We start from the raw sequence: 25,072 nt of genomic DNA on the forward strand, positions 1-25,072 counted from the left end.
CCGTGAAAGCCGTTACAGCTTGACGGCGGCATCGGGGGGCCGGTGACGCAGGCCACAGGCAAACAGCCCCGGGCACTTAGCTCGGTCGATAAACGCGCACATTGGCATGCCCCTCACTGAGCAAATGGTGGGCATGCAGGCGACTCATCACGCCTTTGTCGCAATACAGCAGGTACTGGCGAGTAGGGTCCAGTTCCTTGAAACGAGCGTTCACTGCATAAAACGGCATCGTTTGTACCTCGATGCCAGCCAGCTCCAGCGGGTCGTCTTCAGCGGCATCCGGATGACGGATGTCGATGACGATCTGACCGGCCAGCGCTTCGCTGACTTCTTCAATCTGCAAGTCCTGGCCCAATTCGTCGATCACGCGATCGATCGGTACCAGTTTGGCGTTTTCGAGCGCACGCTCGAGTACCGCCATATCGAATTCTTTCTCTTCGTGCTCGACACGATGGCGCTTGGCCGCGGTCTTCGGATTGACCGAGATGACGCCGCAGTATTCCGGCATGTGCCGGGCGAAATCGGCGGTGCCGATCTCGTTGGCCGTGTCGATGATGTCCTGCTTGTGCGCGACGATCAGTGGGCGCAGGACCAGCTTATCGGTCACGCAGTCGATCACCGACAGGTTCGGCAGCGTCTGGCTCGACACCTGGGAGATCGCCTCACCGGTGACCAGTGCGTCGATGTGCAGTCGATCGGCAATTTGGGACGAAGCGCGCAACATCATACGCTTCAATACTACGCCCATATGACTGTTATCGACTTTGCCGAGAATTTCTCCCAGCACTTCCTCGAACGGCACACTGACAAATAGCACGCGTTGGGAGCTGCCGTACTTCTTCCAGATGAAATGCGCGACTTCCATGACGCCCAGTTCGTGGGCACGTCCACCCAGGTTAAAGAAGCAGAAATGCGCCATCAGGCCGCGGCGCATGATCTGGTAGGCCGCCACGGTGGAGTCGAAACCACCGGACATCAGCACCAGCGTTTGCTCCAGTGCACCCAGCGGATATCCGCCGATGCCGTTGTGCTGGCTGTGGATCACGAACAACCGTTGGTCGCGAACTTCGATCCGGACTTCGATTTCCGGCTTTTTCAGGTCGATCCCGGCGGCACCGCACTGACGGCGCAACTGGCTGCCGACATATTTTTCGATATCGATGGAGCTGAACGGGTGCTTGCCGGCGCGTTTGCAACGCACCGAGAAGATCTTGCCGGCCAGTGCATCACCGTAGTGCTGTTTGCACTTTGCAACGATGTCGTCGAAATCGCCCAGCGGGTATTCGTCGATCTGCAGGAAATGCGCGACACCCGGCATGCAGCTCAGGCGCTCGCCCATCTCCTTCAAGGCCTTGGGATCGCTGACGCGGGTTTCCAGCTCGAGGTTGTCCCACACGCCGTTCACCACCACAGCCGGATCCAGATCGCGGAGCACGGCACGGATGTTCTTGGCCAATTGGCGGATGAAACGCATCCGTACCGGGCGGCTCTTGATGGTGATCTCGGGGAAGACTTTTACGATTAATTTCATGGAAACAGCGCGCGCGAGGCCTGCCGAAAAAGGGGGGCGCGGATTATAGCGGAAATTGCTCAAGGTTTAACCAGTTTATGTGCAGAAGGTTTTGCGTGCACCAAAACAGGTCACTTATTGGATTTAACGCCACATTACAGGGCGAGATTTTCTCCTTTAAAGCGCAAAACGCCCTCACAAGTGTGTTTTTGGGGCAAAAAACCCATGCTGGGGCACTGGCATGCAATTTGCTCCCTTGTGAGGCAGGTTGCCTTGGCAGAGTATTCGCGCCGGCATCACCCACATTTAAGGGCATCCACTACTAGCCCGAAGCCACCCGGAGGACACTATGTCGAAGTCGGTTCAACTCATCAAAGATCATGACGTCAAATGGATTGATCTGCGCTTCACGGACACCAAAGGCACTCAGCACCACGTGACCATGCCGGCTCGCGATGCGCTGGATGACGACTTCTTCGAAGTCGGCAAAATGTTCGACGGTTCCTCCATCGCTGGCTGGAAAGGCATCGAAGCCTCCGACATGATCCTGATGCCGGACGACTCCACCGCCGTTCTGGACCCGTTCACCGAAGAGCCGACCCTGATCCTGGTCTGCGACATCATCGAACCTTCGAGCATGCAAGGCTACGACCGCGACCCACGTGCGATCGCCAAGCGCGCCGAAGAGCACCTGAAAGCCACCGCTATCGGTGACACCGTATACGCCGGCCCAGAGCCAGAGTTCTTCATCTTTGACCAGGTGAAGTTCAAGTCCGACATTTCCGGTTCCATGTTCAAGATCTACTCCGAACAAGGTTCGTGGATGTCCGACCAGGACATCGAAGGCGGTAACAAGGGCCACCGTCCAGGCGTCAAAGGCGGCTACTTCCCGGTTCCACCGTTCGACCACGACCACGAAATCCGTACCTCCATGTGCAACGCACTGGAAGAAATGGGCCTGACCGTCGAAGTTCACCACCACGAAGTGGCGACTGCCGGCCAGAACGAAATCGGCGTCAAGTTCAACACCCTGGTGAAGAAAGCCGACGAAACCCAGACCCTGAAGTACGTCGTGCACAACGTTGCCGACGCTTACGGTCGCACCGCTACCTTCATGCCTAAGCCTCTGTACGGCGACAACGGCTCGGGCATGCACGTGCACATGTCCATCTGGAAAGATGGCAAGAACACCTTCGCTGGCGAAGGTTATGCCGGCCTGTCCGACACCGCCCTGTACTTCATCGGCGGTATCATCAAGCACGGTAAGGCCCTGAACGGCTTCACCAACCCGGCGACCAACTCCTACAAGCGTCTGGTTCCAGGCTTCGAAGCTCCGGTAATGCTGGCCTACTCGGCTCGCAACCGTTCCGCTTCGATCCGCATTCCTTACGTGTCGAGCCCGAAAGCCCGCCGTATCGAAGCACGCTTCCCGGATCCGGCTGCCAACCCGTACCTGTGCTTCGCCGCACTGTTGATGGCTGGCCTGGACGGCATCCAGAACAAGATCCACCCTGGCGACGCTGCTGACAAAAACCTGTACGACCTGCCGCCTGAAGAGGCGAAAGAGATCCCACAAGTTTGCGGCAGCCTGAAAGAAGCCCTGGAAGAGCTGGACAAAGGTCGTGCGTTCCTGACCAAAGGCGGCGTGTTCTCCGATGACTTCATCGACGCTTACATCGCCCTGAAAAGCGAAGAAGAAATCAAGGTACGTACCTTCGTACACCCACTGGAATACGAGCTGTACTACAGCTGCTGATCCGGTAGCGCCGCATTACGCGGCGTGACAAAAAGAGGCCTCCTTCGGGAGGCCTTTTTTATTGCCCGGATATTTAGCGACTTGGGATAACCACCAAGCCTGGCCTATGCTGCAAGCCAACGTTTTCGCTTGCGGTCGATTCCATGGGTCGTGGTTTTCTCTTCATCTTGCTGCTGATTGCTCTGCCCGCCGTAGCGCAGATCTACAAGTACACGGACGCCAATGGCGCCACCGCGTACAGCAATCAACCGCCTGACGGTGTCAGCGCCCAACCGGTCCACTTGCCGCCCCTCAACAGCATCGAGCGCCAGCCTTCGGGCGAACCCGCACCTGCTGCCGAGGCCGTTCGTCATGAACAGCCCCTCAACGCCTATGAAGTGCTGGAGCTGGCCGGCCTGCCTGTCAATGGAGCCCTGCGCGCCAACAACGGCACGTTCACCGTAACCGTACTGATCAAGCCGCGCCTGCAAGCCCCTCACCTGCTGCGCCTGCTGCTGGACGGTCAGCCCTACGGCGAGCCAGGCAATGTGCCGACCCTGCAACTGGTGAACATCGATCGCGGCGAACATCGCCTCGCCGTGCAAGTGATCGATGGCGCAAACGTTGTCCAGCAGAGCCCCACCGCGACCCTCACCGTGCAACGAGTGCGCAGGCGCTGAAGACCTGACGGCCGAGTGCCTGCCGGCATGCCCAAGATTTTTTAGCCTCGTTCAGGTTTGCGCACTATATTGGTGCAATTGCTTGCACCGTACTCACATTGCAACCCATTTTGGTTCGAAACTACCCGCGAAAGCTGGCAAAGCGCCACGCAAACGAGCGTCAAACGCCTGTTTCAGGCCTTCGACGCTTCTTTTCGGAGCCTTGGTTTGGTTTTTGCATTTTCCCGTAACAAAGCTTCTTTCTTGCGCATGCTCCGCCCCAAAAGAGGTCCCGATGACCATTAGCGACGCACTCCACCGTTTGCTACTCGACAACCTCACCACCGCCACCATCCTGCTCGACGCCGAACTGCGCCTCGAGTACATGAACCCGGCGGCGGAGATGCTGCTGGCCATCAGCGGCCAGCGCAGCCATGGGCAGTTCATCAGTGAACTGTTTACCGAATCGACCGAAGCGCTCAATTCGTTGCGTCAGGCCGTCGAACAGGCGCACCCGTTCACCAAGCGCGAAGCCATGCTCACCGCCCTCACCGGCCAGACCCTGACCGTCGACTATGCGGTAACGCCGATTCTCAGCGATGGCCATACGATGCTGCTGCTTGAAGTCCATCCTCGCGACCGCTTGCTGCGGATCACCAAGGAAGAAGCACAGCTTTCCAAGCAGGAGACCAGCAAGATGCTGGTGCGCGGCCTGGCCCATGAAATCAAGAACCCCCTGGGCGGCATTCGCGGCGCGGCACAACTGCTGGCCCGGGAACTGCCGGAAGAAAGCCTGCGCGACTACACCAACGTCATCATCGAAGAAGCCGACCGCCTGCGTAATCTGGTGGACCGCATGCTCGGCTCCAACAAGTTGCCGTCACTGGCCCTGTGCAATGTCCACGAAGTGCTGGAGCGTGTTTGCCAATTGGTGGAAGCCGAAAGCCAGGGCTGCATCACTTTGGTGCGCGACTACGACCCAAGCATTCCCGACGTGCTGATCGACCGCGAACAGATGATCCAGGCGGTCCTGAACATTGTGCGCAATGCGATGCAGGCCATCAGCAGCCAGAACGAACTGCGCCTGGGCCGCATCAGCCTGCGCACGCGGACCATGCGCCAGTTCACCATCGGCCACGTGCGCCATCGCCTGGTGACCAAGATAGAGATCATCGACAACGGCCCGGGCATCCCTGCGGAACTTCAGGAAACCATCTTCTTTCCCATGGTCAGCGGTCGTCCGGACGGTACCGGGCTGGGCCTGGCCATTACCCAGAACATCATCAGCCAGCACCAGGGCCTGATCGAATGTGACAGCCACCCCGGCCACACCACTTTCTCGATCTTTCTGCCACTGGAACAAGGAGCCACATCGACATGAGCCGTAGTGAAACCGTGTGGATCGTCGATGACGACCGTTCTATCCGTTGGGTCCTGGAAAAAGCCTTGCAACAGGAAGGCATGACCACGCAAAGCTTCGACAGCGCCGATGGCGTGATGAGCCGCCTGGCGCGCCAGCAGCCGGACGTGATCATCTCCGACATCCGCATGCCCGGCGCCAGCGGCCTGGACCTTCTGGCGCGGATTCGCGAGCAGCACCCAAGGCTGCCGGTGATCATCATGACCGCTCACTCCGATCTGGACAGCGCTGTCGCGTCCTATCAGGGCGGCGCGTTTGAATACCTGCCCAAGCCGTTCGATGTGGATGAAGCGGTTTCCCTGGTCAAGCGCGCGAACCAGCACGCTCAGGAACAGCAAGGCCTGGAAGTCCCGGTTGCCTTGACCCGCACCCCGGAAATCATCGGTGAAGCGCCGGCGATGCAGGAGGTGTTTCGCGCCATCGGCCGCCTGAGCCATTCCAACATCACCGTGCTGATCAACGGCGAGTCCGGTACCGGCAAGGAACTGGTGGCCCACGCCCTGCACCGCCACAGCCCCCGGGCGGCTTCGCCGTTCATCGCGCTGAACATGGCGGCGATCCCCAAGGACTTGATGGAATCCGAACTGTTCGGCCATGAAAAAGGCGCATTTACCGGTGCAGCCAACCTGCGTCGCGGGCGCTTCGAGCAGGCGGACGGCGGCACACTGTTCCTCGATGAAATCGGCGATATGCCGGCCGACACCCAGACCCGCTTGCTCCGCGTACTGGCGGACGGTGAGTTTTACCGCGTCGGCGGTCATGTGCCGGTGAAGGTCGATGTGCGCATCATCGCTGCGACTCACCAGAATCTGGAAACCCTGGTACACGCCGGGAAGTTCCGTGAAGACTTGTTCCATCGCCTGAACGTGATCCGCATCCACATCCCGCGGCTGTCGGATCGTCGCGAAGACATCCCGACCCTGGCCAAGCACTTCCTCGCCCGCGCAGCCCAGGAGCTGGCTGTCGAGCCAAAGCTGCTGAAAAATGAAACCGAGGAGTACCTGAAGAACCTGCCGTGGCCGGGCAACGTGCGTCAGCTGGAGAACACCTGCCGCTGGATCACAGTGATGGCTTCGGGTCGCGAAGTGCACATCGGCGACTTGCCACCGGAGCTGCTGAGCCTGCCGCAGGATTCGGCACCGGTCACCAACTGGGAACAGGCCCTGCGCCAATGGGCCGACCAGGCCTTGGCACGTGGCCAGTCGAGCCTGCTCGACAGCGCCGTGCCGGCCTTCGAGCGGATCATGATCGAGACCGCCCTCAAGCACACCGCCGGTCGCCGCCGCGATGCCGCGGTTTTGCTGGGCTGGGGACGTAATACCCTGACCCGCAAGATCAAGGAATTGGGGATGAAGGTGGATGGCGGGGATGATGATGAGGGGGATGAGGGCTAAACAGTCTTCAGTTCTTCGCTGCCAGCTGCATCCAATCGCGGGCAAGCCCGCTCCCACAGGGTTAAAGGGTGTTCATTCGATCGTATGAACACTGAAAATCCACTGTGGGAGCGGGCTTGCCCGCGATGCTTTTGGGGGCCGGAGTGCACCGACTGAATGCACCGTGAACCGCAATCGCGCACGACAACCGATCCGAAACCCCGCCTGCATTCGCAATCGAACCCCTGTCGAAAAAACACGAAAGTCCCGGATTTCGGGGCTTTCAGCGTTTTTTGTTTCGCAATGTTAAAACCTGGCACGCCCCCTGCAACAACCCTTTCAAGTGAATCAGTTCACCCACCCGGTTTCGGGGACCTTGGTACAGGCAGGCCGGGGATTCCCCTCTTTACATCGGGCTCACACCGCACCCGCGACGAGCCCAGCCGTTTTGGGGCCCTTGATACAGGCAGGTCAGGGGTTCCTTCTTTACACCAGGCTCACACCGCACTTGCGACGAGCCTCCCGTTTTGGGGACCTTGGTACAGGCAGGCCGGGGATTCCCTCTTTTATTGCTCCCGGAGATGGATCTCCAGCCGCCAGCGGTCATCGACCTCGCTACCGGCCCACTCGCCTTGCAGGGGCCGGGCCGCCACCAGCGTCAGCAACAACCCTCCATCGCTCAAACGTACCCGCCAGTTCACGTCCTTGCCACCGAGCTTGAGCTGGCCTTTCTGCGCCTTGCCCTCGGCGCCAAACAGTAGCGCGACACTGCCATCAACCATCTCGCCATGGGTCTTGGGTTCGTTGTTGAACCACACCACCAGCCCGTCGTTCGTCACTTCAACCTGCTGCAGCTGACTGGGGTCTGGCGTGGTCAGGCGACCGATCATCATTCCGACCATCACCCCGACAATCGCCAGCGAAGCCATCACCCGCAGGAATAGTTTCGAACGCACGCCTTCTGGCGGCGTAGAATGCGCGTCATCTTTACCTTCGGAGCCGTGCATGTTTCACGTCATCCTTTTCCAACCAGAAATTCCGCCGAATACCGGCAACGTTATCAGGCTGTGCGCCAACAGTGGCTGCCACCTGCATTTGATCGAACCGCTGGGCTTCGAGATGGACGACAAGCGCCTGCGCCGGGCCGGCCTCGACTACCACGAGTATGCCACCCTGCAACGCCACGCGGACCTTGCCAGCTGCCTGGAAAGCCTCGGCCATCCACGGCTGTTCGCCTTCACCACCAAGGGCTCGCGGCCGTTCCACGATGCCAGCTTTGCCCCGGGTGATGCGTTTCTCTTTGGTCCGGAAAGTCGTGGCTTGCCAGCGGACGTGCTGGACGCCCTGCCCCCCGAGCAACGCCTGCGTCTGCCAATGCGCGAAGGCTGCCGCAGCCTGAATCTGTCGAATACCGTGGCCGTCGCGGTTTACGAAGCCTGGCGTCAGAACGGTTTCACGTAACCCAAAGAACTTTTCGCCTGACAGAAACAATCGCGGGCAAGCCCGCTCCCACAGGATTGTGCAAAACCTGTGGGAGCGGGCTTGCCCGCGATTTTTTAGCAGCGCAGCTTATTGAACGGTCGGAGTCTCGCCGGCCGCCTGCATGCGTTGCAGCTCTTGCGCGTACAGCGCATCGAAGTTCACCGGAGCCAGCATCAGTGCCGGGAACGAACCGCGGGTCACCAGGCTGTCCAGGGTTTCGCGAGCGTACGGGAACAGGATGTTCGGGCAGAACGCGCCCAGGGTGTGGCTCATCGAAGCGTCGTCCAGGTTCTTGATCAGGAAGATCCCGGCCTGTTGCACTTCGGCGATGAACGCCACTTCGTCACCGTTTTTCACGGTAACCGACAGGGTCAGCACGACTTCGTGGAAGTCGGACTCCAGAGCCTTTTGACGGGTGTTCAGATCCAGCGCGACGCTCGGCTCCCACTGCTGGCGGAAGATCGCCGGGCTTTTCGGAGCTTCGAATGACAGGTCACGCACATAAATGCGCTGCAAGGAGAATTGCGGTGCAGTTTCTTCTTCGTTCGCAGCAGTGTTCTGTTGGTCAGTCATCGCAGATCCTTCTTGATCCAGGGTTCTTTTAGGTTTGCTTGTTTGGGGTATTGCCGTCAGGCCTTGAGCAGCGCGTCGAGCTTGCCGGCGCGCTCCAGGGCGAACAAATCATCACAACCGCCCACATGGGTGCTGCCGATCCAGATTTGCGGCACGGACGTACGCCCGGCCTTCTGGGCCATCGCAGCGCGCACCTGCGGCTTGCCATCGACCTTGATCTCCTCGAAGGCCACGCCTTTGCTCACGAGCAGATTTTTGGCCCGGGAACAATAACCGCAGTAATCGCTGGAATAGACGACGACATTGCTCATATCACTTCACCAGCGGCAGATTGTCGGCTTTCCAGCTGGAGATACCGCCGGACAGCTTGGCGGCGGTGAAGCCGGATTTCATCAATTCGCGGGCGTGGGTGCCGGCGGTCTGGCCCATGGCGTCGACCAGGATGATGGTCTTGGCCTTGTGCTTTTCCAGCTCGCCAACGCGGGCGGCCAGCTTGTCCTGGGGAATGTTCACCGCACCGACGATATGACCGGCGGCGAAATCCTTGTTCGAACGAATGTCGACCACGACGCCCGCGTCCTTGTTGACCAGGCCGGTCAGTTCGCCGGTGCTCAGGCTGCGGCCGCCGCCCTGCATTTGATAGGCAATCAGCAACGCCAGCAGTACGACGAAGATACCGACGAGAATGTAGTGGTTAGTGGCGAATTCAATCAGGTGAGCAACCATCGAAGGAGGTTCCAGGGCGTTAAAATGTCGGCCAGTATACACAGCCACTATGGTGGGCCAAACCCCGTCCGGCGGTGACGTGGCCGGAACTTCGCTTTAAACTGCCACTCCCTTTTCCATTGCCCCTTTTATCTCAGCCACGAGTCGAATCCATGACTACCACGCCTAAACCTTTGGTCCTGATCATTCTCGACGGCTTCGGTCACAGTGAGAGCCCTGAATCCAACGCCATCTTCGCCGCGAAGAAGCCCGTACTGGACCGCCTGTGGGCCACCGTGCCGAACGGACTGATCTCGGGCAGCGGCATGGACGTCGGCCTTCCGGATGGCCAGATGGGCAACTCCGAAGTCGGCCACATGAACCTGGGCGCCGGCCGCGTGGTGTATCAGGACTTCACTCGCGTCACCAAATCGATCCGCGACGGCGAGTTCTTCGAGAACCCGACCATCTGCGCCGCCGTGGACAAAGCCGTCGCCGCCGGTAAAGCCGTGCACTTCATGGGCCTGCTGTCCGATGGCGGCGTGCACAGCCATCAGGATCACCTGGTCGCCATGGCCGAACTGGCCTTCAAGCGCGGCGCCCGGAACATCTACCTGCACGCCTTCCTCGACGGCCGCGACACTCCGCCGAAAAGCGCGCAATCGTCGATCGAACTGCTCGACGCGACCTTCCAGGCACTGGGCAAAGGCCGGATTGCCAGCATCATCGGCCGTTACTACGCCATGGACCGCGACAACCGTTGGGACCGCGTATCCCAGGCCTACAACCTGATCGTCGACGGCCAGGGCGAGTTCAACGCCGCCACCGCCCAGGAAGGCCTGCAAGCCGCTTACGAGCGGGGCGAGAGCGACGAATTCGTCAAAGCCACCTCCATCGGCGAGCCGGTAAAAGTCGAAGACGGCGATGCCGTGGTGTTCATGAACTTCCGCGCCGACCGCGCCCGCGAGCTGACCCGCGTGTTCGTCGAAGACGGCTTCAGTGAATTCGAGCGTGCCCGCCAGCCGAAACTGGCCGGTTTCGTCATGCTGACCCAATACGCCGCCAGCATCCCTGCGCCATCGGCCTTCGCCGCCGGCAGCCTGGAAAACGTGCTGGGCGACTACCTGGCGAAAAACGGCAAGACCCAGCTGCGCATCGCTGAAACCGAAAAGTACGCCCACGTGACCTTCTTCTTCTCGGGCGGTCGTGAAGAACCGTTCCCGGGCGAAGAGCGCATCCTGATTCCGTCGCCAAAAGTCGCCACCTATGACTTGCAGCCGGAAATGAGCGCACCGGAAGTCACCGACCGCATCGTCGACGCCATCGAAAACCAGCGTTACGACGTGATCGTGGTCAACTACGCCAACGGTGACATGGTTGGCCACAGCGGCGTGTTCGAGGCCGCGGTCAAGGCTGTTGAATGCCTGGACCTGTGCGTGGGCCGCATCGTCGACGCCCTGGAAAAGGTCGGTGGCGAAGCGTTGATCACCGCCGACCACGGTAACGTCGAGCAAATGGCCGATGAATCCACCGGCCAGGCGCACACCGCACACACCACCGAGCCGGTGCCTTTCATCTATGTCGGCAAACGCGATCTGAAAGTTCGCGAAGGCGGCGTACTGGCAGACGTCGCGCCGACCATGCTCAAACTATTGGGCCTTGAGCAACCAGCGGAGATGACCGGGACTTCGATTCTGGTGTAACCCGGTCGCACAAACACCGAAATACCCTGTGGGAGCTGGCTTGCCAGCGATAGCAATCTGACAGTCAGCATCTTTGTCGAATGATCGGACGCCATCGCGGGCAAGCCCGCTCCCACAGTGGTTCTGGGGTGTTTTCAGGTGCAACCTCACTCCAGTTATCACACAGTCAGAAATGGGCATTTTTTTTGCCGGCCATGGCGGGCATACTAGGCCGTCCCTTTCCCTGGTGCCGCCCGCCCCTATGCTTCGCGTCCTGATAGCCCTAGCCCTGACATGCCTGCTCCAACCGGCCTTTGCTGATGAGCGCGCAGAAACCCAACAACAGTTGGACGCCACGCGTCAGGACATTGCCGAGCTGAAGAAACTGCTGGGCAAGCTGCAGGAAGAGAAGTCCGGCGTACAGAAAGACCTCAAGGGCACCGAGACCGAAATGGGCAAGCTCGAGAAGCAGGTCGATGCCCTGCAAAAAGAGCTGAAGAAAAGCGAAGCCGAGCTGCAGCGACTCGATGCGGAGAAAAAAAAACTCCAGAGCGCGCGCACTGAACAGCAACGACTGATCGCCATGCAGGCCCGGGCGGCCTACCAGAACGGGCGTCAGGAATACCTCAAGCTGCTGCTCAACCAGCAGAATCCGGAAAAATTCGCCCGCACCCTCACCTATTACGATTACCTGAGCCAGGCCCGCCTGGAGCAGTTGAAGAACTTCAACGAAACCCTGCGCCAGCTGACCAATGTCGAAAAAGACATCGCCATGCAGCAGGCGCAATTGCTGGTGCAGCAAAGCAGCCTCGACACCCAGCGCGGTGAACTCGAGAAAGTTCGCCAGGAGCGCCAGCAAGTCCTGGCCAAGCTCAATGACGACGTAAAGGCTCGCGATCAGAAACTGGCGGCGCGCGAGCAGGATCAGGCAGACCTGTCTAAAGTCCTTAAAACCATTGAAGAAACTCTGGCCCGCCAGGCCCGTGAGGCAGAAGAAGCGCGGCAAAAAGCGCTGATCGCCCAGCAGGAAGCCGAAAAAAAGCGTTTACGTGAGGCCCAGGCGCAGGCAGAAGCCGGCGATGACGCCCCACGCAAACCGGTCAGATCGACTCCCGGCGCACTGGTTTCCAGCTCCGGCGAGACCTTTGGCGGCGCGTTTGCATCAACCCGCGGCAAACTTCCCTGGCCTGTCGATGGTCGACTGCTTGCGCGTTTCGGTGAAAACCGAGGCGATGATGCCCGGACCAAGTGGGATGGCGTGATGATCGGCGCGTCTGCCGGCAGTGCGGTGCATGCCGTACACGGTGGTCGCGTGGTGTTCGCCGACTGGTTGCGCGGCGCCGGGCTGCTGGTGATCCTCGACCACGGCAACGGTTATTTGAGTCTGTACGGTCACAACCAGACGCTGCTCAAGTCTGCGGGTGACGTTGTAAAAGCCGGTGAGCCTATTTCCACTGTCGGTAACAGTGGCGGGCAGGACACACCAGCACTGTATTTCGCAATTCGTCAGCAGGGTCACCCGAGTGACCCTGCGCAATGGTGTCACGCGCAAGGATAAGCGCGTCGCCTAATTCAGGAGTTCGTTCGACATGCTGCATTTGTCCCGCCTTACCTCTCTGGCCCTGGCGATCGCCCTGGTGATCGGCGCGCCTCTGGCGTTTGCCGCTCAACCAGCCCCGGCGGTTGCGCCGGCGGGCACTGCCGCGACCACCAAGGCGCCACTGCCGCTGGACGAGTTGCGCACCTTTGCCGAGGTGATGGACCGGATCAAGGCCGCTTATGTCGAACCGGTGGACGACAAGACCCTGCTGGAGAACGCCATCAAGGGCATGCTCAGCAACCTCGACCCGCATTCGGCCTACCTCGGCCCTGAAGATTTCGCCGAGCTGCAGGAAAGCACCAGCGGCGAGTTCGGCGGCCTGGGCATCGAAGTCGGCGCTGAAGACGGCTTCATCAAAGTGGTGTCGCCCATCGACGACACTCCAGCTTCCAAGGCCGGCATTCAGGCCGGCGACTTCATCGTCAAGATCAATGGCCAGCCCACCCGCGGCCAGAGCATGACCGAAGCCGTGGACAAGATGCGCGGCAAGATCGGCGAAAAAATCACCCTGACCCTGGTACGCGATGGCGGCACGCCGTTCGACGTGACCCTGGCCCGCGCCGTCATCCAGGTGAAGAGCGTGAAGAGCCAGTTGCTGGAGTCGGGCTACGGCTACATCCGCATCACCCAGTTCCAGGTCAAGACCGGTGAAGAGGTTTCCAAGGCCCTGGCCAAGCTGCGCAAGGACAACGGCAAGAAGCTCAAGGGCATCATCCTCGACCTGCGCAACAACCCGGGCGGGGTGCTGCAGGCGGCGGTGGAAGTGGTCGACCACTTCATCACCAAGGGTCTGATCGTCTACACCAAGGGCCGCATCGCCAACTCCGAGCTGCGCTTCTCTGCCACCGGCAAGGACGAAAGCGAGGCCGTGCCATTGGTCGTGCTGATCAACGGCGGCAGCGCCTCGGCTTCGGAAATTGTCGCCGGCGCCCTGCAGGACCAGAAACGCGCCGTGCTGATGGGCACCACCAGCTTCGGCAAGGGCTCGGTGCAAACCGTGCTGCCGCTGAACAATGATCGCGCCTTGAAGATCACCACGGCGCTGTATTACACGCCGAACGGCCGCTCCATCCAGGCCCAGGGCATCGTCCCGGACATCGAAGTGCGCAAGGCCAAGATCACCAGCGAGCAAGACAACGACTACTTCAAGGAAGCCGACTTGCAGGGTCACCTGGGCAACGGCAACGGCGGCGCCGACAAACCGACCGGTTCCAGCGGCAAAGCCAAGCCGATGCCACAGGACGATGATTACCAGTTGGCCCAGGCCCTGAGCCTGCTCAAAGGGCTGAGCATCACGTCCGGCCGTTGAGGATGCGCCTGCGGTACGTTCTCGGTCTGCTTTGCTGTCTGGCGGGTGTTGCTCACGCAGCGCCCGCCTCGACTGCACCGCAGAAAGCCTACCTGAGCCTGATCATCGATGACCTCGGGCAGAACCTGCCCCGGGATCGCCGCGTGGTGGCCCTGCCCGGCCCGGTGACCACGGCAATCATGCCCGACACACCCCACGCCACCGAATTCGCCCGCGAAGCCCATCGCGCCGGCAAGATCGTCATCCTGCACATGCCCATGGACCCGGCCACCGGACCGTTCGCCTGGCATCCCGAGTTGCCCATCGAAGAGCTGGAAACGCGCCTGAGCGCCGCGCTCAAGAGGGTCCCGTACACCAGCGGCATCAACAATCACATGGGCAGCCGCATGACCGCACAGCGGCCGGCCATGGCCTGGTTGATGGCCGACCTGCAGCGTCGGCACAAATTTTTCGTCGACAGCCGCACCAGCGCCCAAACCGTGGCCGCAGCCGAAGCGCAGAAGATCGGCCTGGCGAGCGTTTCGCGGGATGTGTTTCTTGACGATGAACGCACTGAAGCAGCGATCCTCACCCAATTGCAGACGGCGATCAGCCTCGCCCACAAGCAGGGTTCGGCGGTGATGATCGGCCATCCGTATCCACAGACGCTGGCGGTGCTGGAGCGCGAACTGCCCAGGCTCAAGGCTCAGGGGATCGAGTGGATTGATATCCGACAGATGATCAGCGTGCGCGGCAATCGGGCGACGGCGGCGCATGGCAAGGATGGCGTATACCGCTAGCCCCTGTGGGAGCGAGCTTGCTCGCGATGGCGCCATTACATTCAACATCTCTATCGACTGTCAGACCGTCATCGCGAGCAAGCTCGCTCCCACAGTGATATGCGCATGGCTGAATGACGGTGTCGGGCGTTAGAGATACTGCGCCATGATCTCGTCCACGCGCCCTTCCTTGCGCATCTGGTCCAGCGCCGCCTGGAGCTTGGCCACCGTCTCGTCCGGCACGTTCCTGTTCAGGGCCAGGTACAGCTCGGCACTGTTGAAGCGCAATACGGTTTTCAACCCGTTGACCCCTTCCTGGCGCGCCAGATAGCGCCCGGCCGGATCGCCGGTGGCCCACAGGTCGATCTGGCCGCTGACCAGTTTGCGGGCGTTGTCCTGATCACGCAGCACTACGATCGGGCTGAGACCTTGCTTGGCCAGCGTCTCGGCAATGGCATCGCCCTTGTAGGCGCCGATCTTGTACTTGCGCGCGTCATCCAGGGTGTCGAGGGTGATCTTGCTGTCAGCCTTGGCCAGCATGATCCAGTCGTCCGGGCCAATCGGGCCGACCCATTTGAAGAGCTTCTCGCGATCCGGCAAGCGCGCCATGACAAATACGCCGTAACCGGGTTTTTCCAGGGTGAGTTTGTAGATCCGCTCCCAAGGGAAACGCAGCGTCAGGCTGTAGGTAATGTCGGCGCGTTTGAAGATTTCGCGGACGATATCGGTGGCGATGCCATTGATGTTCTCGTCCTGAGCGAAGTTCTTGCCGTTCTTCGCCATGTTGTACGGCGGGAAGTTTTCAGTCAGCAACACCATGTCGGTATCAGGACTGTCTTTTGCGTGTGCTCCGTTGATCAACAACAGAGAGGCGCTGGCAAGGACGAGAAGAAAGCGTTTAAGCATGTCTGGCTACCGAAATCCATGGCGTACCCAAGAGTGCCTTGGGCACGCCATGATGTCCACTGGCCTGCATTGGTTTGTTCAGCGCATCACGATTCCGCGATGAGCCATATAGGCCTTGGCTTCCTGCACCGTGTATTCGCCGAAGTGGAAAATACTCGCCGCCAGCACCGCACTGGCGTGGCCTTCGATAATGCCGTCCGCCAGGTGCTGCAGGTTGCCGACTCCGCCGGAGGCGATCACCGGGATGCCCAGCGCGTCGCTGATGGCGCGGGTGACGCCCAGGTCGAAGCCGTTTTTCATGCCGTCCTGGTCCATGCTGGTGAGCAGGATTTCGCCGGCACCCAAGCCTTCCATTTTCTTCGCCCACTCAACCGCGTCGAGGCCGGTTGGCTTGCGACCGCCATGGGTGAAGATTTCCCAGCGCGGGGTTTCGCCAGGTCCGGAAACCTTCTTCGCATCGATCGCGACCACGATGCATTGCGAACCGAAATGCTGCGCGGCTTCGCCAACGAACTCCGGGTTGAACACCGCGGCGGTGTTGATCGAGACCTTGTCCGCGCCGGCATTGAGCAGGTTGCGGATGTCCTGCACGGTGCGTACACCGCCACCCACCGTCAGCGGGATGAACACCTGGCTGGCCATGCGCTCGACGGTGTGCAGCGTGGTGTCGCGGCCGTCGACGCTGGCGGTGATGTCGAGAAAGGTAATCTCGTCGGCGCCCTGTTCGTCATAGCGACGGGCGATTTCCACCGGGTCACCGGCGTCGCGGATGTTTTCGAATTTCACACCCTTGACCACCCGGCCGTTGTCCACGTCCAGGCAAGGGATGATGCGTTTGGCCAGCGCCATGATCAGTCCTCAGCCTTTGTACGAATCGCAGAAAGCTTGCGCTTCGGCGACGTCGAGGGTGCCTTCGTAGATCGCACGGCCGGTGATCGCGCCGATGATGCCCGGCGCCTTGGCGTCGAGCAGGGTCTTGATGTCGCCCAGGTTGTGGATGCCACCGGAAGCGATCACCGGGATTTTTGTTGCCGCCGCCAGCGCAGCGGTGAACGGCACGTTGCAGCCCTGCATCATGCCGTCTTTGGCGATGTCGGTATAAACGATCGAAGAGACGCCGTCGGCTTCGAATTGCTTGGCCAGGTCGATCACCTGGATGGTGCTGATTTCAGCCCAGCCGTCGGTGGCGACAAAACCGTCCTTGGCATCCAGACCCACAATGATCTTGCCCGGGAACGCGCGGCAGGCTTCGGCGACGAAAGCCGGATCTTTCACGGCCTTGGTGCCGATGATCACGTAGCTCACGCCCGCCTTCACGTAGTGCTCGATGGTTTCCAGCGAGCGGATACCGCCGCCGATCTGGATCGGCAGGTTCGGGTAGCGTTTGGCGATGGCGGTGACCACTTCGCCGTTGACCGGCTGGCCTTCGAAGGCGCCGTTCAGGTCGACCAGATGCAGACGGCGGCAACCGCCCTCCACCCACTTGGCAGCCATGCTCACCGGGTCATCGGAGAACACTGTGGAATCTTCCATGCGGCCCTGGCGCAGACGAACACAGGCACCGTCTTTAAGATCGATAGCGGGAATAATCAGCATCTGGCAAACCTTCAAATTTGAATGTTCAGCTTGGCTCGAAAATCAGTTTTTCTCGAGCGCCCACAGGTCGCTTTCGATGCTTTCGAACCTCTCTTTGAGGTGCGCCTGCACATCGAAAATCGCCCTGTTGTAATAGTGCGGAGCAATTTCACGGGTAAACAGCTCAAGAATCTCCGCCGCCTCGAACGAGCCGAGGTCGAGTTCGAAGCGGTCTTCCATGAAACGCTTGATCTTGCGATTGGCCTCGCTCTCCTGCTCGGGAGTGAGGGTCAGGATCGGCGGCTTTTTCTTGATTGCCATTTACCAGCGACCGTCCCACGCAGCGAAGTTCTGCAGAAGTTGCAGGCCATGGGTATGGCTTTTCTCCGGGTGGAACTGCACGGCGAAACGCGAGCCTTCGGCCAGCGCCGCGGCGAAATCGACACCGTAATGACCGCCACCGACCACTTGGCGCGCATTGGCCGCAGCGATGTAGTAGCTGTGCACGAAGTAGAAACGCGCCATGTCCGGAATGTCGTGCCACAGCGGGTGACTGACCTTCTGCTTCACCTGGTTCCAGCCCATGTGCGGGACTTTCAGGTGTTCGCCGTCTTCGACCAGATCCTTGCCGAAGAACTTCACCGCGCCCGGGAACAGGCCGATGCAGTCGACGCCATCGTTCTCTTCGCTGGTATCGAGCAAGGCTTGCATGCCGACGCAAATGCCGAGGAACGGGCGGTCCTGGCTGACTTCACGGACCAGCGAATCGAAGCCGAGGCGACGGATCTCCGCCATGCAATCGCGGATCGCGCCGACGCCGGGGAAAACCACCCGGTCGGCTTCGCGAATCACGTTGGCATCGCTGGTGATCAAGACCTTGCCGGCACCCACGTGCTCGAGGGCCTTGGCCACCGAGTGCAGGTTGCCCATGCCGTAATCGATAACCGCGACTGTCTGCATTACAGGACGCCCTTGGTCGATGGCATTTGCCCGGCCATGCGGTCATCGAGCTCGACGGCCATGCGCAGGGCGCGGCCGAAAGCCTTGAACACGGTTTCGATCTGGTGGTGGGTGTTGGTGCCACGCAGGTTGTCGATGTGCAGGCTGACCAATGCATGGTTGACGAAGCCCTGGAAGAATTCCTGGAACAGGTCAACATCGAAGCCGCCGACGGTGGCGCGGGTGTACGGCACGTGCATCTGCAGGCCTGGACGGCCGGAGAAGTCGATCACCACGCGCGACAGCGCTTCATCGAGCGGCACGTAGGCGTGGCCGTAGCGACGGATGCCTTTCTTGTCGCCGATGGCTTTGGCAAACGCCTGGCCGAGGGTGATACCAACGTCTTCCACGGTGTGGTGGTCGTCGATATGCAGGTCGCCCTTGCTGACAATATCCAGGTCGATCAGCCCGTGACGGGCGATCTGGTCCAGCATGTGCTCAAGAAAAGGAACACCGATATCGAATCGGGCCTTTCCGGTGCCATCAAGGTTGATCGAGGCTTTGATCTGGGTTTCCAGAGTGTCGCGCTCGACAGACGCCATACGTTCGGCCATCACCAGCTCCGCAAAATCATTGGGCGAAAAAGGCAGCCATTATAGGCGTGCGGGCGCCAAACAGAAACACGGGAGGTGATATCGCTGACGGAGTGAATTCAGCAACCCCGTCGTTATACCTGTCATGACATGTAGGAGCCGGCTTGCTGGCGATCAAGGCGACGCGGTGTATCTGACACACCGCGTCGCAGCGATCGCCAGCAAGCCGGCTCCTACAGGGGTTGGCTTTAGTGGAACAAGACTGCCGTTTTCTGCAGGGTTACCCAGACACCCCACGCCAGCGGAATGCCCACAGCCAGCCAGGCAGCAATCGCCAGAGGCTTGGTGCCCGGCGCTGCTTTCCACTCCAGCGACGTGCTGGCATCAGCGCCTTTGTCGTGCCCCAGCGCCTGTTCGGCGGCCAGTTCGGCGTCGGTCATGAAGTACTTGTCGGCCACCGGACGCACCAGCAGGTTGCACAGGAACCCCAGCACCAGCAGGCCGGCGAGGATGTACAGGGTGATGTCGTACGCCGCCGCACGCTCGACGCCGATGCTCAGCTGATACTCACGCAGGTAGTTGACCAGCACTGGACCGAGCACGCCGGCAGCCGCCCACGCCGTCAGCAGGCGACCGTGGATCGCACCGACCATTTGCGTGCCGAACAGGTCCGCCAGATACGCCGGAACAGTCGCGAAACCACCGCCATACATCGACAGGATGATGCAGAACGCCGCCACGAACAGCGCGATGCTGCCCAGATGACCCAGGTTCGGAATCAGTCCGTACAGGGCAAAGCCCAGGGCGAAAAACACGAAGTAGGTGTTTTTGCGGCCCAGGTAGTCCGAGAACGAAGCCCAGAAGAAACGCCCGCCGATGTTGAACAGGCTCAGCAGACCGGTGAAACCGGCGGCGATCGCGGCGATCGAAGCCAATTGACCTGCATCCAGTTGACCGAACGCAAGGTCATTGCCCAGCAATTTGCCGCCGAACACTTCCTGCAACAGCGGCGAAGCCATGCCGAGGATGCCGATGCCGGCGGACACGTTCAGGCACAGCACCAGCCAAACGAGGCGGAATTGCGGGGTTTTCCACGCCACATTCACGTGTACGTGACGGTTGGTGATCATCGCGTTCGAGGCTTTTTTCGCCGGAGCAGTCCAGCCTTCAGGCTTCCAGCCGGTTGGCGGCACGCGATAGGACAGTGCGCCACCGATCATGAACACGAAGTAGATCGCGGCCATGGCCACGAAGCTTTGCCATACGCCAACGCCTTCTGGCGAACCGAAGTGGCTCATCAGGGCAGTCGCCAACGGCGCACCGACCATCGCACCACCGCCGAAGCCCATGATCGCCATGCCGGTGGCCATGCCGCGCTTGTCCGGGAACCATTTGATCAGGGTCGACACCGGCGAAATGTAACCCAGGCCCAGGCCGATACCGCCAATGACCCCGGAGCCGATCCACATCAGCCAGATCTGGTGGGTATACACCCCCAGCGCCGAAATCAGCAGGCCACCGCACCAGCACAGCGCCGATACAACACCGGCCTTGCGCGGTCCGGCATGTTCCAGCCAGCCACCCCAGATGGCCGCCGAGCAACCCAGGAAAATGAAGAACAGGGTGTAGATCCAGCCGAGCATCGAGATCGGCCAGTCACACTGGGACGAAAAGACTTGAGCGATAAAGCTCATGTCCGGCGCGCAGGCTACCGGAGCGGTGATGCCCAGCGCCTTGGACAACGGCAACCAGAACACCGAAAAGCCGTAGGCCATGCCGATGCACAAGTGGATGGCCAGCGCGGCCGGTGGTACCAGCCAGCGGTTGAAACCGGGCCTGGCGATGATCCGCTCCTTGGACAGGAACGCGGGCTGGTCGGCGCCGAAGCCGTCCGCCGTGGTGCTCGTAGTCATTGTGTATCCCCCAATTATTAGTATGGTTCGCCAGCCACGGTTCACTCCCGGCCTTTTGCACGCACGCATGACCGTTTTTTTCGGTGGAGCACCCTGTAGTGCGACAACAAGTCGCAGAAGGACGGACGAACGGGCGAAGGTTACCATTTGCAGGTGACAGAAAAACCAAACTGACATCACGTTTTGTACGTTATCCGATCTCTCACCGACCCCCACAGGAATCACCATGCCGATCATTGTCGAGCTGCTGAACCAAGCCACGCCCCAGGATCGGCAGGATCTGCAGAAGATCTACCACGACGCTCCGGATTGGCTGTTCGCGCCTTTTTCCGGGGAAGCGCAGCTGATCGAAGACTGTTTGCGCGACGGCACACTGATCGCCGGACGCTTCAATGATCGCCTGCTGGGCGCAGCCCGCCTGCAAAGGCACCAAGACGCCTGGCATTTGTCACAAATATGTGTGCGAAAAATTACCCGTCGCCGTGGTGTTGCCGAACGGCTAATCACCGAAGCGCAAAAAATGGCCGCGCAATCAGGCATGACCCTGCGCCTGCTGGCGCCTGCCGGGCATCTCGAGGCGCAGGCACTGGCCGCCAAACTGAAATTGCCGCTGGATGTACTGCCGGTGTGATCGCTGACCGGTCGTCCGCTCCGGGGCGCTATACTCCCCGGCTAAATTTTGAATTCGATTAATTACAAGGACTCGCCCATGAAAGCGTTCGGCAAAATCCTGGGTCTGGTACTTCTCGGGCTGTTGCTGATCATTGTGGCGCTGGGCTTTGCCCTGACCCACCTCTTCGATCCCAACGACTACAAAGACGAGATTCGCCAGATTGCCCGCGACAAAGCCCACATCGAGCTGACGCTCAATGGCGATATCGGCTGGAGCCTGTTCCCGTGGCTGGGCCTGGAACTGCATGACGCCAGTGTCGCGACCATGGTCAAACCGACCGAACCGTACGCTGACCTGCAGATGCTCGGCTTGTCCGTGCGCGTACTGCCACTGCTGCGCCGTGAAGTGCAGATGAGCGACGTGCGCGTCGAAGGCCTGAACCTGCGCCTGACCCGCGACAAGGATGGTCATGGCAACTGGGAGGACATCGGCAAGCTGCCTGCTACGGCCGGCACCGACGCGACCGTCACCCCGCCCGCTGCCAGCGAACCTGCGCCCGACGCCAGCGTTGCAGCGGAAAAACCGCCGCAGCCGATCCGCCTGGACATCGACAGCCTGACCGTGAACAACGCACGGGTCGAATACACCGACGAGCGCACCGGCAAGAGCTTCAGCGCCGAAAGCATCCAGTTGAGCACCGGCGCGGTCCACGACTCCGTCAACATCCCGCTCAAGCTCACGGCTTTCCTGTCATCCAACCAGCCCGCATTGCGAGTGCGCACCGAGCTCAATGGCGAGCTGCGCATCGCACGTGCCCTGCAGCGCTATCAGTTCGAAGACATGAAGTTGTCCGGTGAAGTGACCGGCGACCCGCTGCAAGGCAAGTCCATGACGTTCTCCGCCCAGGGCCAACTGGTGCTGGACAAGGCCGCCAACGTTGCCGAGTGGACTGGCATCAAGATCTCCGCCAACCAGCTGCGGGCACTGGGTGAACTGAAGGTCAACGACCTCGACAAGACCCCACAGGTCAGTGGCGGCATCTCGATCGCCCAGTTCGACCTGGCGAAATTCGTCGACAGCATCGGCCAGAAACTCCCGGCCATGGCCGAAGGCAGCCTGAGCAAAGTCGAGCTGGTCAGCCGAATCGCAGCGACACCCACCAGCCTGGCGCTCGACAACCTCAACCTGAAACTCGACGACAGCACCTTCAGCGGCCGCATCGCCGTCGAAGACTTCGCCAAACAATCGCTGCGTGCCGTGCTCAAGGCCGACACCTTCAACGTCGACCGTTACCTGCCGCCGAAATCCGCCGAGGCCAATAGCGCGACACAAGTGCGCCAGGCCGAAGTCGCCAGCACCGAAGCCGATGCCATGGCCGGCGCGGGCAGTACACCATTGCCACCGGCACCGACCAAGGACGCCTGGAGCAACGAGCGCCTGTTGCCAGTGGAGCGCTTGAGCAAGCTCGATGTCGACGCCGACCTGACCTTCGGCCAATTGACCCTGCAAAAACTGCCGATCCATAACGCTGCGCTCAAGGCCACCGGCCAGGGCGGCTTGCTGACGCTGGCCAACCTGCGCGGCGACCTGTACGAAGGCAACTTCGAAAGCACCGGCACGCTCGATGTGCGTCAGGCAGTACCGGCGCTGAACCTGCAGACAAAGATCAGCCGGGTACCGGCAGAAAAAATCCTCGAAAGCCAGGGCAAGAACCCGCCGGTCAAAGGCCTGGTCACGCTCAACAGCAACCTGACCGGCAACGGCAACAGCCAGAAAGCGTTGATCGAAACCCTCAACGGCACCGCCAGTTTCGTCATCAACAATGGCGTGCTGCTCAACGCCAACCTCGAGCAACAGCTGTGCAAAGGCATCGCCACGCTCAATCGCAAAACCCTCAGCGGCGAGCCGCGCGGCAAGGACACACCGTTCCAGGAGCTCAAGGGCAACCTGACCTTGCGTAACGGCGTAGCCAGCAACCCGGACCTGAAAGTGCGCATCCCGGGCATGACCGTCAACGGTGACGGCGATGTCGATCTGCGGGTGCTGGGCATGGACTACCGCGTCGGCATCCTCGTCGAAGGCGATACCAGCGCCATGCCGGACCCGGCCTGCCAGGTCGGCGACAAGTTTGTCGGCATCGAGTGGCCATTGCGTTGCCGTGGCCCGCTGGAGCTGGGCGCCAAGGCCTGCCGCCTGGATAACGAACGCATGAGCCAGGTCGCGGCCAAACTGGCTGGCGAAAGGATCAGCGAAAAAATCGACGAGAAACTGGGCGACAAGGTCAACCCGCAACTCAAGGACGCGCTCAAGGGGCTGTTCAAGCGATGAGAGCCGAGCAGTTTTCAACGGCGGTGCTGGACTGGTTCGACCGCCACGGCCGTCACGATTTGCCCTGGCAGCAGGGCATCAACCCGTATCGGGTGTGGGTCTCGGAAATCATGTTGCAGCAGACCCAGGTCAGCACCGTGCTGAACTACTTCGACCGTTTCATGGCCTCGTTGCCGACGGTCGAGGCCCTGGCGGCGGCACCGGAAGACGAAGTGCTGCACCTGTGGACCGGCCTGGGTTACTACACCCGGGCGCGTAACTTGCAGAAGACCGCGAAAATCGTCGTCGAGCAGTACGGCGGCGAATTCCCCCGGGATGTAGAAAAACTTACCGATCTGCCAGGGATCGGCCTGTCCACCGCTGGCGCGATCGCCAGCATCAGCATGGGCCTGCGCGCGCCGATCCTCGACGGCAACGTCAAACGCGTGCTGGCGCGCTTTACCGCGCAGGAGGGCTACCCGGGCGAGCCGAAGGTCGCCAAACAGCTCTGGGCGAATGCTGAGCGCTTTACGCCGCAGACCCGTGTCAACGCCTACACCCAGGCGATGATGGACCTCGGTGCCACGCTCTGCACCCGCAGCAAACCCAGTTGCCTGCTGTGCCCACTGGAAAGGGGCTGCGAAGCGCACTTGCTCGGCCTGGAAACCCGCTACCCGATTCCCAAGCCGCGCAAGGCCATCCCGCAGAAGCGCACGCTGATGCCGATGTTCGCCAACGCCGAAGGCGCCATCCTGCTTTACCGTCGCCCCTCCACGGGCCTCTGGGGCGGTTTGTGGAGCCTGCCGGAACTCGACGGCCTCGACGACCTGGAACATCTGGCAGCGCAGCACTCGCTGGAACTGGGCACCCCACAGGCCCTGCCGAGCCTGGTGCACACCTTCAGCCATTTTCAGTTGTCCATCGAACCCTGGCTGGTTCAGGTCCAGGAGAGCGGCCATCACGTGGCCGAGGCCGACTGGCTCTGGTATAACCTCGCCACCCCGCCGCGCCTGGGCCTTGCCGCCCCGGTCAAAACCTTGCTCGAACGCGCGGCCGCCGTATTGAACGCAGGAGAGTCGTCATGACCCGCACCATCATGTGCCGCAAGTACAAAGAAGAATTGCCAGGCCTGGAGCGCGCTCCCTTCCCGGGCGCCAAAGGCCAGGACATTTTTGACCACGTCTCGGCCAAGGCCTGGGCCGACTGGCAAAAACACCAGACCCTGCTGATCAACGAAAAACGCCTGAACATGATGAACGCCGAAGATCGAAAATATCTTCAGGGCGAAATGGACAAGTACTTCTCCGGCGAGGATTACGCCAAGGCCGAAGGCTACGTACCGCCATCGGAATAACCCCGATAAATCGGGGGTCGGAACGTAAGCGACGGTAATAATTAAAATTTTTTTGAAAACTTGCTT

General features: G+C 60.7%; 25 protein-coding genes. 13 read left to right on the forward strand and 12 right to left on the reverse strand.

Translation table 11 applies throughout. The features are described from left to right. Positions 1-76: 76 nt before the first annotated feature. Positions 77-1,531, reverse strand: a complete 1,455-nt coding sequence (gene thiI, locus EI969_RS28725; RefSeq protein WP_160390670.1) for a tRNA uracil 4-sulfurtransferase ThiI — start codon at positions 1,529-1,531, stop codon at positions 77-79. Positions 1,532-1,859: 328 nt separating this feature from the next. Here thiI and glnA point away from each other — a divergent pair, with 328 nt between their 5' ends. From glnA to ntrC, 4 genes are all read left to right on the forward strand, one after another. Then, on the forward strand, positions 1,860-3,266 hold the full coding sequence (gene glnA, locus EI969_RS28730; RefSeq protein WP_008002929.1) for a type I glutamate--ammonia ligase: 1,407 nt from the start codon (positions 1,860-1,862) through the stop codon (positions 3,264-3,266). 143 nt (positions 3,267-3,409) lie between these two features. Then, on the forward strand, positions 3,410-3,925 hold the full coding sequence (locus EI969_RS28735) for a DUF4124 domain-containing protein (protein ID WP_160390671.1): 516 nt from the start codon (positions 3,410-3,412) through the stop codon (positions 3,923-3,925). Positions 3,926-4,199: 274 nt separating this feature from the next. Further along, positions 4,200-5,285 carry a nitrogen regulation protein NR(II) gene (gene glnL, locus EI969_RS28740; protein ID WP_160390672.1) on the forward strand — a complete coding sequence of 362 codons (1,086 nt, stop codon included), beginning with the start codon at positions 4,200-4,202 and terminating at the stop codon, positions 5,283-5,285. Beyond that, positions 5,282-6,718 (forward strand): nitrogen regulation protein NR(I), encoded by a 1,437-nt coding sequence (gene ntrC, locus EI969_RS28745; RefSeq protein WP_160390673.1) that lies wholly within the window; start codon positions 5,282-5,284, stop codon positions 6,716-6,718. Before glnL ends, ntrC begins: the two co-directional genes overlap by 4 nt. A 545-nt stretch (positions 6,719-7,263) precedes the next feature. Here the strand turns inward: ntrC and EI969_RS28750 are convergent. After that, positions 7,264-7,704 carry a hypothetical protein gene (locus tag EI969_RS28750; RefSeq protein WP_178120865.1) on the reverse strand — a complete coding sequence of 147 codons (441 nt, stop codon included), beginning with the start codon at positions 7,702-7,704 and terminating at the stop codon, positions 7,264-7,266. Between EI969_RS28750 and EI969_RS28755 the strand changes: the two genes are divergently transcribed. Next, positions 7,703-8,158, forward strand: a complete 456-nt coding sequence (locus tag EI969_RS28755; RefSeq protein WP_160390674.1) for a tRNA (cytidine(34)-2'-O)-methyltransferase — start codon at positions 7,703-7,705, stop codon at positions 8,156-8,158. The two genes, EI969_RS28750 and EI969_RS28755, sit on opposite strands and share 2 nt — an antisense overlap. Before the next feature lie 108 nt (positions 8,159-8,266). On the opposite strand, the gene secB is transcribed toward EI969_RS28755, so the two are convergent. The 3 genes from secB to EI969_RS28770 are packed head-to-tail and all read right to left on the reverse strand — an operon-like array spanning position 8,267 to position 9,478. Beyond that, positions 8,267-8,752 (reverse strand): protein-export chaperone SecB, encoded by a 486-nt coding sequence (gene secB / locus EI969_RS28760; RefSeq protein ID WP_015093084.1) that lies wholly within the window; start codon positions 8,750-8,752, stop codon positions 8,267-8,269. Between the two features lie 56 nt (positions 8,753-8,808). Further along, positions 8,809-9,063 carry a glutaredoxin 3 gene (gene grxC / locus EI969_RS28765; RefSeq protein WP_160390675.1) on the reverse strand — a complete coding sequence of 85 codons (255 nt, stop codon included), beginning with the start codon at positions 9,061-9,063 and terminating at the stop codon, positions 8,809-8,811. A 1-nt stretch (position 9,064) separates the two neighbouring features. Beyond that, entirely contained in the window at positions 9,065-9,478 is a 414-nt protein-coding gene (locus EI969_RS28770; RefSeq protein WP_160390676.1) for a rhodanese-like domain-containing protein, read from the reverse strand. Positions 9,479-9,630: 152 nt separating this feature from the next. On the opposite strand from EI969_RS28770, the gene gpmI reads away from it, so the two are divergent. The 4 genes from gpmI (at position 9,631) to EI969_RS28790 (ending at position 14,827) form a co-directional block, all read left to right on the forward strand. Then, a complete protein-coding gene (gene gpmI / locus EI969_RS28775) occupies positions 9,631-11,160 on the forward strand; it encodes a 2,3-bisphosphoglycerate-independent phosphoglycerate mutase (RefSeq protein ID WP_160390677.1) in 1,530 nt (509 codons plus the stop codon). A gap of 241 nt (positions 11,161-11,401) precedes the next feature. After that, positions 11,402-12,697: a murein hydrolase activator EnvC gene (locus EI969_RS28780; RefSeq protein WP_160390678.1), complete on the forward strand. Its 1,296-nt coding sequence runs from the start codon at positions 11,402-11,404 to the stop codon at positions 12,695-12,697. Between the two features lie 31 nt (positions 12,698-12,728). Next, entirely contained in the window at positions 12,729-14,048 is a 1,320-nt protein-coding gene (locus EI969_RS28785; protein ID WP_160390679.1) for a S41 family peptidase, read from the forward strand. Positions 14,049-14,050: 2 nt separating this feature from the next. Next, entirely contained in the window at positions 14,051-14,827 is a 777-nt protein-coding gene (locus tag EI969_RS28790; protein ID WP_160390680.1) for a divergent polysaccharide deacetylase family protein, read from the forward strand. Between the two features lie 129 nt (positions 14,828-14,956). On the opposite strand, the gene EI969_RS28795 is transcribed toward EI969_RS28790, so the two are convergent. The 7 genes from EI969_RS28795 to EI969_RS28825 all read right to left on the reverse strand — a co-directional run bounded on the left by EI969_RS28795 (position 14,957) and on the right by EI969_RS28825 (position 20,732). Beyond that, positions 14,957-15,712, reverse strand: coding sequence for an ABC transporter substrate-binding protein (locus EI969_RS28795; protein ID WP_160390681.1), 756 nt, complete (start codon positions 15,710-15,712; stop codon positions 14,957-14,959). A 78-nt stretch (positions 15,713-15,790) separates the two neighbouring features. Continuing rightward, positions 15,791-16,561 (reverse strand): imidazole glycerol phosphate synthase subunit HisF, encoded by a 771-nt coding sequence (gene hisF / locus EI969_RS28800; RefSeq protein ID WP_007972752.1) that lies wholly within the window; start codon positions 16,559-16,561, stop codon positions 15,791-15,793. Positions 16,562-16,570: 9 nt separating this feature from the next. After that, positions 16,571-17,308 carry a 1-(5-phosphoribosyl)-5-[(5-phosphoribosylamino)methylideneamino]imidazole-4-carboxamide isomerase gene (gene hisA, locus EI969_RS28805; protein WP_027617356.1) on the reverse strand — a complete coding sequence of 246 codons (738 nt, stop codon included), beginning with the start codon at positions 17,306-17,308 and terminating at the stop codon, positions 16,571-16,573. Positions 17,309-17,350: 42 nt separating this feature from the next. Further along, complete coding sequence (locus EI969_RS28810; protein ID WP_093227621.1) at positions 17,351-17,608, reverse strand: DUF2164 domain-containing protein; 258 nt, start codon at positions 17,606-17,608, stop codon at positions 17,351-17,353. Then, the gene (gene hisH, locus EI969_RS28815; protein ID WP_160390682.1) at positions 17,609-18,247 is read right to left on the reverse strand and encodes an imidazole glycerol phosphate synthase subunit HisH; all 639 of its coding nucleotides are present in this window, start codon (positions 18,245-18,247) and stop codon (positions 17,609-17,611) included. After that, positions 18,247-18,840 (reverse strand): imidazoleglycerol-phosphate dehydratase HisB, encoded by a 594-nt coding sequence (hisB, locus tag EI969_RS28820; RefSeq protein WP_007897437.1) that lies wholly within the window; start codon positions 18,838-18,840, stop codon positions 18,247-18,249. Before hisB ends, hisH begins: the two co-directional genes overlap by 1 nt. Before the next feature lie 227 nt (positions 18,841-19,067). Further along, positions 19,068-20,732 carry an OFA family MFS transporter gene (locus tag EI969_RS28825; protein ID WP_160390683.1) on the reverse strand — a complete coding sequence of 555 codons (1,665 nt, stop codon included), beginning with the start codon at positions 20,730-20,732 and terminating at the stop codon, positions 19,068-19,070. A 226-nt stretch (positions 20,733-20,958) separates the two neighbouring features. Between EI969_RS28825 and EI969_RS28830 the strand changes: the two genes are divergently transcribed. The 4 genes from EI969_RS28830 (at position 20,959) to EI969_RS28845 (ending at position 25,006) form a co-directional block, all read left to right on the forward strand. Next, positions 20,959-21,363: an acetyl-CoA sensor PanZ family protein gene (locus EI969_RS28830; RefSeq protein WP_160390684.1), complete on the forward strand. Its 405-nt coding sequence runs from the start codon at positions 20,959-20,961 to the stop codon at positions 21,361-21,363. Between the two features lie 78 nt (positions 21,364-21,441). Beyond that, entirely contained in the window at positions 21,442-23,673 is a 2,232-nt protein-coding gene (locus EI969_RS28835; protein ID WP_160390685.1) for an AsmA family protein, read from the forward strand. After that, complete coding sequence (gene mutY / locus EI969_RS28840) at positions 23,670-24,737, forward strand: A/G-specific adenine glycosylase (RefSeq protein ID WP_160390686.1); 1,068 nt, start codon at positions 23,670-23,672, stop codon at positions 24,735-24,737. Before EI969_RS28835 ends, mutY begins: the two co-directional genes overlap by 4 nt. Next, on the forward strand, positions 24,734-25,006 hold the full coding sequence (locus EI969_RS28845) for an oxidative damage protection protein (RefSeq protein ID WP_007972770.1): 273 nt from the start codon (positions 24,734-24,736) through the stop codon (positions 25,004-25,006). The genes mutY and EI969_RS28845 overlap by 4 nt, the downstream gene beginning before the upstream one ends. Positions 25,007-25,072 lie beyond the last annotated feature (66 nt).

The organism is Pseudomonas sp. PB101, from assembly GCF_009764265.1.
Lineage (GTDB): Bacteria > Pseudomonadota > Gammaproteobacteria > Pseudomonadales > Pseudomonadaceae > Aquipseudomonas.